The sequence below is a fragment of the Nocardioides pelophilus genome (assembly GCF_014180685.1).
GTDB classification, from domain to species: Bacteria; Actinomycetota; Actinomycetes; order Propionibacteriales; family Nocardioidaceae; genus Nocardioides; species Nocardioides pelophilus.
In genome coordinates, this window is the sequence record NZ_JACEHF010000137.1 from 1 (window position 1) to 11,068 (window position 11,068).

An 11,068-nucleotide genomic window follows, 5' to 3' on the forward strand; every position below is an offset into this window, starting at 1 on the left:
CCCGCATCCGCGCTCGCCCGGTCGGCCGGTCCGCGTAACGCGTCCCGGAACAGGTCGTTTGACCTGATGCTCCCGTCGTCCGACCGAAGGACCACCGTGCGCCTGCTCCCCGCCGTCGTCACCGCCGTCGTCACCGCCGTCGTCACCGCCAGCCTGCTGGCCGCCCTCGCCGCCGTCCCGGGTGGGACGTTGCCGAGCGGCTCGGCCGCCGCGCCTGCCGCAGCCCCGGCCGCAGCCCTGACCGCAGCGGCGTCCGCGCCGTCGCCGGCTCCCCGACCCGCAACCGAGGGCCGCTTCGTCCTCGATCCGCAGGGCCGGGTGCTGGTGCTGCACGGGGTCAACATGGTCTACAAGCGGCCGCCGTACGCCCCGGACGCCATCGGCTTCGGCGCCGACGACGCGCAGTTCCTGGTCGACCATGGCTTCACGACGGTGCGGCTCGGGCTGATCTGGAAGGCGGTCGAGCCCGATCCCGGCCGGTACGACGACGCCTATCTCGCCCGGATCCGGGAGACCACCGAGGTCCTGGCCGCGCACGGCATCCACGTCATGCTCGACTTCCACCAGGACCTCTTCCACGAGCGGTTCCAGGGCGAGGGCGCGCCCGACTGGGCGGTCCAGGACGACGGCCTCCCCGCCGAGCCGCAGCTCGGCTTCCCCTACAACTACTTCGGCCAGATCGCGCTCAACCGCGCCTTCGACCACTTCTGGGCGAACTCCCCCGGCCCCGGCGGCATCGGCCTCCAGGACCGGTACGCCGACGCGTGGGCCCACGTCGCGTCGTACTTCCGGCAGACGCCGGGCGTGATGGGCTTCGACCTCTTCAACGAGCCGTGGCCGGGCACCCTCTGGACGCTGTGCGCCAACCCGCTGGGCTGCCGCGGGTTCGACGCCAAGCTGCAGGCGTTCTCGCAGCGGGTCATCGACCGGATCCGCGCCGTCGACCGGCGCACGCCGATCTTCTACGAGCCGCACGTGCTCTTCAACAACGGTGCTCGGACCCATGTGTCACCGCGCGGCCAGCGGCTCGGGTTCTCCTTCCACGACTACTGCCTGACCGCCGACGTCGGCCTGGAGGGCACGCCCGTGCAGGACCTGACCTGCACCGTGTTCGACAACCTCGTCTGGGCGAACGCCGAGGCGCAGCTGACCCGCACCGGCGACGCTCCCCTGCTGACCGAGTTCGGCGCCACCACCGACACCGTGGTGCTCGAGGACATGGTCGACCGCGCCGCCGAGCACCGGTTCGGCTGGCAGTACTGGGCCTACTGCGGCTGCGACGACCCCACCACCACTGGTCCCGGCGCCGAGCAGGCGCTGGTCTTCGACCCGGCCGAGACGCCCACCGGCGACAACATCGACCACGCCAAGCTCGAGGCGCTGGTCACCCCGCACCCCCTCGTCGTCTCCGGCACGCCCGCGGGTTGGCACTTCGACCGCGAGACGCGCCGCTTCACCACCTCGTGGTCGACCGCGCGCGCCGGCGCGACGGTCGGCCGGTTCGAGCCGGGCTCGGTGACCCGGATCGCCGTGCCCGAGCTGGTCTACGCCGACGGCTACCGGGTCACGACCACCGGCGGGCGGGTCGTCTCCGCGGCCGACGCGCCCGTGCTCGTCGTACGCCAGCTGGCCGGGGCCGCCACGGTGAAGGTGGTCGTCACGCCCCGCTGACGCAGCGGTCCACGACCGCGACCGCGGCGCAATGGCATAAGAACTGGCCGCCAGAGCGACCCATCTCTATGCCATTGTGTGGGCGGCACCTAGCCAACTGGTGGGGCGCGCCGGCGGTGCTACGGGCTGGCTCATCCCGTCAACCGAAGCTCCGTCGATGCGCCTGCCAGGCGGGCGCCCGGTGCCGCTACGACTCAGCGGGCTCGCGGTCAATCGCGAAGAAGCGGCGCAGGACCTCGGCTCCTTCCACTGAGACCGGGACCTCCGGCCGGACGAAGGTGGCTGGCGTCACGACGACGCGTTGCTCGACCACTCCGACCTTGCCCTGCTGCGTGTGCTGCACGATCCGGCGTCGGCCGTTGTCGACGTATCCGGCCTTGCGGCTGACCGCTGCCGAAGCGTGGTTGCCCACGATGTAGCCCGACTCGCACTGGCCGGCGCCGAGCTCGTCGAAGGCGAACCCGACAACAAGCTGTCGCATGAGCGTGCCGGTCCCCGTCCCGTGATGGCCTCGCCCCAACCACGAGCCGGTCATGACCTGGCGCGTCTGCGCGAAGTCCTGCGCGTGCAGGTCCTGCATGCCGACGAGCTCGCCGTCGCGACGGACGACCAGGGCGAGGCGCCACTCGTCGGGCGCGAAGGTCGCCCGCTGCGTCCACCACCACCTCAGCGAGGTCGTCGGAAACCCGTCCGGCGACCCGGGCGCGAACGGCTCCTGGTGCCAGTCCCGGAGGAACGGCATCGGCAGGTCGGGGTCCTGAACGCCACCGCGGACGAGCTCGACGAGCTCGGGGAGATCGTCGTCGCGCAGGACCCTGAGCTCCAACGGGCCTCCGGAGATCCGCAGCGCGAACGGGGGGAAGATCTCGTCCAGGGTGAGCATGCTGGATTGTTTCCGAGGACGGCGCTCGCGGACAGCGACTTTCCCAACGCCGTTCCCCACCGCGTCGGCATTGCAGGCCGCGACGCCATCCGGGGCTAGCATTCGCGGTCCGCCCCGAGAGGACCTCTGCATGGCCACTGACTACGACGCATCCCGCAAGACCGAGGACGAACAGAAGGAAGAGAGCCTGGAGGCTCGCCGCCTCACGCTGGGCGAGCAGGACAAGACCTCGGGGAAGGTGGACGAGGACGAGACCGAGCTGGCCGAGTCGTACGAGCTGCCGGGCGCGGACCTTTCCCACGAGACCCTGTCCATCGAGGTCACCCCCGAGCAGACCGACGAGTTCACCTGCACAGCCTGCTTCCTCGTCCAGCACAGGTCACGACGGTCCTCGCCGACCGCGGACCTCTGCGCCGACTGCGCCTGACGGTCGCGGCCGGCTCGCGGAGCGACGACCGACGCACGAAGAGCCCCGACCGCGCATGCGGGTCGGGGCTCTTCGCGGTTAGATCAGGAGACGCGGACGTTCTCAGCCTGCGGGCCCTTGGGGCCCTGGGCGAGGTCGAACTCGACCTTCTGGTTCTCGTCGAGCGACTTGAAGCCGCCGGACTGGATGGCGGAGAAGTGGACGAAGACGTCCTCGCCGCCGCCATCCTGCGCGATGAAGCCGAAACCCTTGTCGGCGTTGAACCACTTGACGGTTCCCTGAGCCATGAACTTTTCCCTTGTTTCTGTCGAGGGCGTTGTGCCCACGAGGCGCTGAAGACATCCACCTGTACTGATGTCCAGCGAACCGAAAACCAGGGGTACTAGATACGAGCCGCGACATCGTGTGCGGCCAGGACGGCTGTACAGCCATCCCTTCAACAAGACCCACGATAGGGCATCGGCTGCAGGTTCGGGACTTCGGCGGACCTCGCCCGACCACGAACGCCCCGGCGAGGCCGCACGCCTAGCCAGCCCGCTCTCGGGAGCGCGCGGCGCGCAGGCGGGTGACGAGCAGCGCTGCGCCACGCCAGCCGAGCATCGTCAGAGCCAGGAAGACCGCGGCCACCACGAGGAAACCCGGGGCCAGGCCGCGGCCGGAGATCGCCCGCAGGAGCATGCCGAGCCCATAGGTCACGGCGACGACGGTCACACCCTCGGGCCAGGCCCGACCGGTCCGCCTCCCCCGCGAGACCAGCCACACGTGCGCCAGTCCCGCGGCCAACGCGAACGGCCACACGATGGCGAGCACGACCCAGGCGGAGTCGCCGGGCTCGTGCGAACGCTTGCCGCCGGCGGCGAGGGCGAGCACGCACGCGAGATCGGCGACGAGCGGCCAGAGCCAGCTGCCTGTCGGGCGGGGTTGCGTCCGGGTCACCCCTTCATCGTCGCAGTGGGCCGCGGCTCACGTGCTCGTCGGCTCCGCCTTGCGGACGTACGCCCGGAGATCGGGCTCGTCGGAGCGCAGTCGCTCCATGACCTCGTCGCGCGCACAGGTCAGCAGGTCGAGCTCGATGCCGTCCGACCGCGAGCCGACGAGCTCCCAGGTGCCGCCGGCGCTCTCCCAGCGGAGCAGACGCTCGAGATCCTCAGAAGCCACGGCTCCATCATGACGCGAGCACCGTTGCGTGAGACGCTCGGCAGGTGAAGGAGGTCAGCTTCGACGACGTGATGGAGACCGTCGTCCGCGGGTTCGAGGTGGGTGGCGTCACGATCCTGGTGGTGGGATCGCTGGCCGCGTTCGTCTCGGCCGTCCTGTCGTACCGCCGGGTGGGCGGACGCCGAGCCTACGAAGGAGCGCGCCGCAACATCGGGCGCGCCATCCTCCTGGGCCTCGAGTTCCTCATCATCGCCGACATCGTCATGACGATCACCGTCGATCCCACGCTCGAGAGCGCGGCCGCGCTGGGCGTCATCGTGCTGGTCCGGACCTTCCTGAGCTTCTCCCTCGAGGTCGAGCTCGAGGGCTCGCTGCCGTGGCGCCGGCGCGCGGCAGGGCCCGCCAACTAGCTCTTGCCGGGCGGCGTCGCGCGCGAGACGCTGGACGATCGACCCGACATTGGAGGCACCATGGCCGGCTTTGTGCAGATCATCGAGTTCACGACGACTCAGATCGACGCCGTGAAGGCTCTCGGAGAAGAGATGCGGGAGCAGGGTGACGCCGGGCTCGTGGTCCGGGGCACGTTCACCTCCGACCGCGACCGCCCGAACACCTACCTGAACATCATCGAGTTCGAGTCCTACGAGAGCGCGATGGAGAACTCCGACCGTCCGGAGACCTCGGCGTTCGCGGCCCGGATGGGCGAGCTCTGCGACGGACCGCCGACGTTCTACAACCTCGACGTGATGGACACCTGGACGCGCTGACCCGCTTCAGCTGTCGCTCGCCTCGGCGAGCTTGCGCTTGAGCACCTTGCCCGTGGGGTTGCGCGGGAGCTCGTCGACGAACACCACGTCGCGGGGGGTCTTGTAGCGGGCGAGGTTGCCGGCGACGTACGCCTTGACCTCGTCGGCGGTCAGCTCCGCTCCCTCCTTCAGTACGACGAACGCGCGCAGCCGCTGCCCGAAGCGCTCGTCGGGCACGCCGATCGCCGCCGCCTCGCGGACGGCCTCGTGGGCGAACAGCAGCTCCTCGACCTCGCCGGGGAAGACGTTCTCGCCGCCCGACACGATCATGTCGTCGTCGCGTCCGTCGACGAACAGCCGGCCGGCCGCGTCGAAGTGGCCGACGTCGCCGGTCGACATCAGGCCGTCGATCCGGTCCTTGTCGCCGCCGCCGGTGTAGCCCTCGAACTGGAAGTCGTTGCCGACGAAGAGCCGACCGGTCGTGCCGACCGGGGCCTCGCGCCCGTGGTCGTCGAACACCTTGACCACGGTGCCCATGACCGGGCGACCGACGCAGCCGGGCTCGACGGCGAGGTCCGCGGGCGTCGCGATGGTCGCGTAGGCGACCTCGGTCGAGCCGTACATGTTGTAGATGACCGGCCCGAACAGCGCCGTCGACCGCACCGCCAGCTCGGCCCCGAGCTGGGAGCCGGCCACGAAGATCGCCGTCAGGTGGGAGAGGTCCGCCTCCGCGAACGCGTCGTCGCCGAGCTCGACCATCTTCTGCAGCATCACCGGCACCGCGACCATCCCCGTCGCCCGGTGCTCCGAGAGGTCCTGCAGCACCAGCGCGGGGTCGAAGCGCCGCCGCACGACGAGCGTCGAGCCGAGGAACCCGTTGAGGAGCGCCTGGGCGAAGCCGAGGGTGTGGAACATCGGCGCGGGCAGCACGACGACGCCCTTGGCGTTGAACGGCACCCGGGACAGCAGCGCCCCGATCGGCGCGAGCGAGCGGGGCTCGGCGCGGGGGGCGCCCTTGGGGGTGCCGGTGGTGCCGCTGGTCAGCAGCACCACCTTCGGGTCGACGCCGGCCCGCGGGCACGCCGAGGTGTCGCCGCCGGCGACCACGCCGGCGATGGGGTCGCGGCCCCCGTCTGTCGCCCCGTCCGTCCACGCCCGGATCCGGCCGAGCCGGGTCTCGACACCGGCCAGCAGGTCGCCGTACTCGTCGTCGTGGACGAGGACGTCGGTGCCCTCGCGCGCGGCGACGTCGCGGATCTGCGGACCGGCGAAGTCGGTGTTGAGCAGCACGATCCGGGCACCGCAGCGAGCCGCGGCGAAGGTGGCGACCAGGAACCAGCGGTGGTTGCGCGCCAGGATCGAGACTCCGTCGCCCGGCTGCAGGCCCGCCCGGAGCCAGTGGTTGGCCAGCGCGTTGGCGGCGTCGTCGAGCTCGCCGTAGGTGAGCCGGCCGAGCTCGTCGATCACCGCGACCTGGTCGCGCCCGTGCCGGATCGCCGCGATGGCCGGGATGGCGCCGAGCAGCCCGTAGCGCCAGGCAGCATGGCCGATCTGGGCGACCTTCCACGGCGGGTCGATGCCGAGCGCACCCCGACGGAAGGCGTACGACGCGTAGTGGACCTCCTGGGTCGCGCGGCGGGCGAGCTGGACCGGAAGCGTGATCACGGATCCCACCGTAAGGCCCGGACCGGCCGGCAACCGGAGGCGATCACATGCCGTCGGGTCTGCGTGGGCCGTAAGGCCCGGGCCGGAGGGACCCTCTGCCCTACCACTCCCCTCCGCCCCGCCGGAGGCTGGAGTCATGGCAGAGAACACTCCCCGGATCGTCGTCGGGTACGACGGATCGCATGACGCCGACGCGGCGCTCGTCTGGGCGGCGCGCAGCGCCGCTGGGCGCGAGCAGCCGCTCCACGTGGTGATCGTCGCCAGCGCCATGGACCCCGTCATCGGTCACTACCGTGAGTCCGACGACGAGACCGCCGAGCGGCTGCGGACAGGTGCCCTCGACCGGCTCAAGGACCTCGACGTGGTCCACGGCACCGTCGAGGTGCGGCACGGTCCCGCCGTTCCCCAGCTGGTCCAGGCGGCCGAGGGCGCCGAGATGCTGGTCGTCGGCAGCCGCGGTCACGGCCTGGCGGCGGGCTCGCTCGCAGGCTCGGTGAGCCAGCACGCAGCCCGGCACGCGCCGTGCCCGGTCGTGGCGGTCCGCCCCTGTCGCTCGCCCCACGCGCACCGCATCGTGGTGGGCGTGGACGGCTCTCCGGAGTCGGAGAAGGCCCTCCGGTTCGCCGGCACCCGGGCCCTCAGCACGGGCGAGACCGTGGTCGCCGTCTACGGCCACCACCCGTTCAGCGCCCGGCTGCTGAGCCTCGAAGGCTCCGGCTCCGAGGACGACCTGCGGCGCATCGGCGATGCCGACCGCTTCCTCGCCGAGTTGGTCGCCGGGTTCTCGGAGGAGTTCCCGGACGTCGAGATCGCGCGCGAGTCGATCCAGGTCCGTCCGGCCCAGCTGCTCGTCGACTGCAGCCTCGCCGCCACGCTGGTGGTCGTCGGCTCCCGCGGTCGCGACGCCTTCACCGAGCTGCTCCTGGGCTCGGTCAGCCAACACGTGCTCCACCACGCCGAGTGCCCGGTCGCCGTCGTGCGCTGAGCCGGTCGTCCGGCCCGGTCACCGGTGCGCCTACGCTCACCGTGTGCCCTCCACGAAGACGACAGCCCAGCTGCTGCTGGACGCCCAGGTCGCCCACCACCTCGCTCAGCTGCGCGGGGACCGACAGGGGTCGACCGCCGCCGAGTTCACCGACGAGCTGCTCGACGCCGCCGGACAGCACCAGATCGAGGACCTCGCCGACCGCGAGACCGTGAAGGCCGTCCTGGTGCGGGTGCTCGCCACCTCACCGGGCAGCGCCATTGTGAGCGGCGTGGTCGACCTGACCGTCGACGTCGTCCACGAGGGCCCCGCGAAGCCCTACCCGTTGGGTGAGCTCGTCGAGCGCGACCAGGTCGAGGCGCTGGTCGACGCGCTGCTCAAGCTGACCCCCCTGGTCGACCACGCCATCGGCGAGCTGTCGAAGAGCCCCGTGATCGGCACGGTCGCGTCGCGCTTCATGACGCGCATCGTCGGCGAGGTCGTGCAGGCCAACAAGGCGATGGCCGACAAGGTGCCCGGTCTCGGCGCCCTCGTCTCCCTCGGCACCAGCACCGCCGCGAACGTGGTCGGCGCGGCCGGGAAGCCGCTGGAGGGCCTGCTCGGCGACACGGTCGGCAAGGGCGGCGCCTACGCCGTACGCCGCCTCGGCCGGATCGTCGTCGAGACCATGCAGGACCCCACCACCCGGGAGGCCCTCCTCCAGGCCTGGGACCTCGCGGCGGCCGAGAAGGTCGCCGGCCTCGGTCGGCTCATCGACCGCGACGAGATCGCCGGGGTCGTCGACGCCGTGCACGGGCTCGGCATCACCACGTTGGCGACCGAGCACGTCGACCACCTCGTGGGCGTGCTCGTCGACGGCTTCTTCGACCGGTTCGGCGGCTACACCTCGACCGAGCTCCTCGAGCAGCTCGACCTCGACCGCACGGACGTCCGCGACGACGTCGCCCGGATCGCTCCCCGGCTGTTCGACCTGCTCGACGCGACCGGGGACCTCGAGCGGATGGTCCGCGCCCGGCCTGAGCCGTTCTACGCCTCGCCGGAGGTCGCCGCGATCCTCGGCTGACGGCACCGACGGGGCCGCCCTGGCCGACCGGTCACAGCCACTCGGTCCTCGTGTCCAGGGTGGTCCGGTCGAGCGCGGCCAGCAGGTCGAGCTGGGGACCCGTCCGCGGCAGCTCGNCAGGTCGAGCTGGGGACCCGTCCGCGGCAGCTCGTAGCGGAAGAAGTACGACGCAGCAGCGCGCTTGCCGTCGTAGAAGTCGCCCTGCTTGTCGCCGACCGCAAGCAGCTGCTCGAGCCACATCCAGGCGATCACCGTGTGCCCGACCGCCTCGAGGTAGAGCGAGGCGTTGGCCAGCCCGAGCACCGGGTCGCCCGGCGCCCAGATGGCCTGCGTCACCTCGACGACCCGGTCGAGGGTCCCCTTCAGGGCGACGGCGTGCTCGAGGTCGCCGGCCCGCTCGATCGTCGCCTCGATCGCACCGACCAGCGCCAGCAGACCGGCACCGCCCTGCATGACCACCTTGCGGCCGAGCAGGTCCTGCCCCTGGATGCCGTGGGTGCCCTCGTGGATCGGGTTGAGCCGGTTGTCGCGGTAGTGCTGCTCGACGTCGTAGTCGCGGGTGTAGCCGTAGCCGCCGTGCACCTGGATCGCCAGGTCGTTGGCGGCCAGGCACCACTGCGACGGCCAGCTCTTCGCGATCGGGGTGAGCACGTCGAGGAGCAGGTGCGCGGCCGCCCGCTCCTGCTCGGTGCCGGCCGTGGTCTCCTCGTCGACGAGCCGGCTGCAGTAGAGCAGCAGCGCGAGAGCCCCCTCGACGTACGACTTCTGCGCGAGCAGCATCCGCTTCACGTCGGCGTGCTCGACGATCGGCACGGGCTGCCCGGACGACCCCGGAGGCCGGCCCTGGACCCGCTCCTTCGCGTAGCGCAGGGACTTCAGGTAGCCCGTGTAGCCCAGTGCCATCGCGCCGACGCCGACGCCGATGCGCGCCTCGTTCATCATGTGGAACATGGAGGAGAGGCCCCGGCACTCCTCCCCCACGAGGTCGCCGACGGCGCCGTCCTTCTCGCCGAAGTTGAGCAAGGTGTTGGTGGTGCCGCGGTAGCCCATCTTGTGGTTGAGCCCGGCCAGCGTCACGTCGTTGCGGGTGCCGTCGGCCAGCACCTTGGGCACGAGGAACAGGCTCAGCCCCTTGACCCCCTCCGGCGCCCCGACCACCCGCGCGAGCACCAGGTGCACGATGTTCTCGGAGAGGTCGTGCTCGCCGGCCGAGATCCACATCTTGTTGCCGAACAGCCGGTAGCTGCCGTCCGGCTGGGGCTCGGCGCGCGTGGTGACGTCGGCGAGGGACGAGCCCGCCCCCGGCTCGGACAGGCACATCGTCCCGAAGAACCGGCCCTCCAGCATCGGTCGCACCCAGGTCTCGATCTGCTCGGGCGAGCCGTGGGCCAGCAGCAGGTTGGCGTTGGCCATGGTGAGGAACGGGTAGCCCGACGTACCGACGTTGGCCGCCTGGAACCAGGTCATCAGCGCGCTGGAGACGACGTGCGGGAGCTGTCCGCCGCCGACCGCCTCGTCCATCGACGCGGCGATCAGGCCGGAGTCGAAGAAGACCTCGAGCGCCTTCGCGACCTCGGGGATCAGGTGCACCCGCTCGCCGTCGTACGTCGGCTCGTGGGCGTCGGCGAGCTTGTTGTGCGGCGCGAAGTGGTCGGTCGCGATGCTCGCCGCGAGGTCCAGCGCGGCGTCGAACGTCTCGCGGGAGTGGTCCGCGTAGCGCGCGCGGGCGGTCAGCTGCTCGATGTCGAGCCACTCGTAGAGCAGGAACTCGAGGTCGCGGCGCGACATCAGGTCGGACATGGTGACCAACCTAGGGCGCGCCTCCGCAGGCGCGTAGCGTGCGCCCGTGCGGACTTTCGTTGCGGTCGACCCGCAGATGCCCCTCGCCTCGATGCCGGCCTACGCGCAGCGCGCGGAACGGCTGGGGTTCGACGGCGTCCACGTCGCCGAGACGATCCACGACTCCACGGCGGTGGCGCTGCTCGCGCTGGAGCACACCACCCGGATCACCGTCCGCACGGCGGTCTCGCTCGCGTTCGTCCGCAGCCCTACGCTGCTCGCCTACTCCGCGTGGGACCTGTCGCTGCTGTCCGGCGGCCGGTTCGAGCTGGGCCTGGGCACCCAGATCAAGCAGAACATCGAGGGCCGCTACGGCATGCCGTGGGCCGCGCCGCTCCCGCGAATGCGGGAGTACGCCGGCGCGCTGGCCGCGTTGTTCGAGGCGTTCCGCACAGGGGGGCCGGTGCGCTTCGAGGGCGAGCACTACCGGCTGACCCGCCTGCAGCCGTACTTCAACCCGGGCCCGAGCGACACCCCGGTGCCGCCGATCTGGATCGGGGCCGTCAACGCCGGGATGTGCGAGCTCGCCGGCGAGGTGGCGCGCGGGATCGTCACGCACTCGACGAACTCGGACCCCGGCTACCTCCGCGACGTCGTACGCCCCGCGCTCGACCGCGGCGCCGCGGCCGCC

12 protein-coding genes are annotated in these 11,068 nt (G+C 71.5%); 6 read left to right on the forward strand and 6 right to left on the reverse strand.

The features are described 5' to 3' along the window. Positions 1-66 precede the first annotated feature (66 nt). Entirely contained in the window at positions 67-1,671 is a 1,605-nt protein-coding gene (locus H0488_RS17875) for a cellulase family glycosylhydrolase (protein WP_183100597.1), read from the forward strand. 187 nt (positions 1,672-1,858) lie between these two features. Here the strand turns inward: H0488_RS17875 and H0488_RS17880 are convergent, their stop codons facing one another. Then, a complete protein-coding gene (locus tag H0488_RS17880; protein WP_183100598.1) occupies positions 1,859-2,554 on the reverse strand; it encodes a GNAT family N-acetyltransferase in 696 nt (231 codons plus the stop codon). 130 nt (positions 2,555-2,684) lie between these two features. Here H0488_RS17880 and H0488_RS17885 point away from each other — a divergent pair, with 130 nt between their 5' ends. Next, positions 2,685-2,981, forward strand: coding sequence for a DUF4193 domain-containing protein (locus H0488_RS17885; RefSeq protein ID WP_183100599.1), 297 nt, complete (start codon positions 2,685-2,687; stop codon positions 2,979-2,981). Between the two features lie 83 nt (positions 2,982-3,064). Here the strand turns inward: H0488_RS17885 and H0488_RS17890 are convergent, their stop codons facing one another. The 3 genes from H0488_RS17890 to H0488_RS17900 all read right to left on the reverse strand — a co-directional run bounded on the left by H0488_RS17890 (position 3,065) and on the right by H0488_RS17900 (position 4,139). Further along, entirely contained in the window at positions 3,065-3,268 is a 204-nt protein-coding gene (locus tag H0488_RS17890) for a cold-shock protein (RefSeq protein WP_183100600.1), read from the reverse strand. 238 nt (positions 3,269-3,506) lie between these two features. After that, on the reverse strand, positions 3,507-3,917 hold the full coding sequence (locus H0488_RS17895) for a DUF3054 domain-containing protein (RefSeq protein WP_183100601.1): 411 nt from the start codon (positions 3,915-3,917) through the stop codon (positions 3,507-3,509). A 27-nt stretch (positions 3,918-3,944) separates the two neighbouring features. Further along, positions 3,945-4,139 (reverse strand): hypothetical protein, encoded by a 195-nt coding sequence (locus tag H0488_RS17900; protein ID WP_183100602.1) that lies wholly within the window; start codon positions 4,137-4,139, stop codon positions 3,945-3,947. A gap of 44 nt (positions 4,140-4,183) precedes the next feature. Between H0488_RS17900 and H0488_RS17905 the strand changes: the two genes are divergently transcribed. Together H0488_RS17905 and H0488_RS17910 are read left to right on the forward strand one after the other, a co-directional pair. Continuing rightward, positions 4,184-4,549 (forward strand): DUF1622 domain-containing protein, encoded by a 366-nt coding sequence (locus H0488_RS17905; RefSeq protein WP_220794742.1) that lies wholly within the window; start codon positions 4,184-4,186, stop codon positions 4,547-4,549. Positions 4,550-4,609: 60 nt separating this feature from the next. Then, a complete protein-coding gene (locus H0488_RS17910; RefSeq protein ID WP_183100603.1) occupies positions 4,610-4,906 on the forward strand; it encodes an NIPSNAP family protein in 297 nt (98 codons plus the stop codon). 6 nt (positions 4,907-4,912) lie between these two features. On the opposite strand, the gene H0488_RS17915 is transcribed toward H0488_RS17910, so the two are convergent. Next, positions 4,913-6,550 carry an acyl-CoA synthetase gene (locus tag H0488_RS17915; protein WP_220794743.1) on the reverse strand — a complete coding sequence of 546 codons (1,638 nt, stop codon included), beginning with the start codon at positions 6,548-6,550 and terminating at the stop codon, positions 4,913-4,915. A 136-nt stretch (positions 6,551-6,686) separates the two neighbouring features. On the opposite strand from H0488_RS17915, the gene H0488_RS17920 reads away from it, so the two are divergent. Then, positions 6,687-7,535, forward strand: a complete 849-nt coding sequence (locus H0488_RS17920) for a universal stress protein (RefSeq protein WP_183100605.1) — start codon at positions 6,687-6,689, stop codon at positions 7,533-7,535. A 244-nt stretch (positions 7,536-7,779) separates the two neighbouring features. Here H0488_RS17920 and H0488_RS23715 read toward each other — a convergent pair whose 3' ends face one another. Further along, the gene (locus H0488_RS23715; RefSeq protein WP_220794744.1) at positions 7,780-10,398 is read right to left on the reverse strand and encodes an acyl-CoA dehydrogenase; all 2,619 of its coding nucleotides are present in this window, start codon (positions 10,396-10,398) and stop codon (positions 7,780-7,782) included. Between the two features lie 46 nt (positions 10,399-10,444). On the opposite strand from H0488_RS23715, the gene H0488_RS17930 reads away from it, so the two are divergent. Then, positions 10,445-11,068: LLM class flavin-dependent oxidoreductase (locus H0488_RS17930; RefSeq protein WP_220794745.1), on the forward strand; the 624-nt coding region annotated here is incomplete at its 3' end.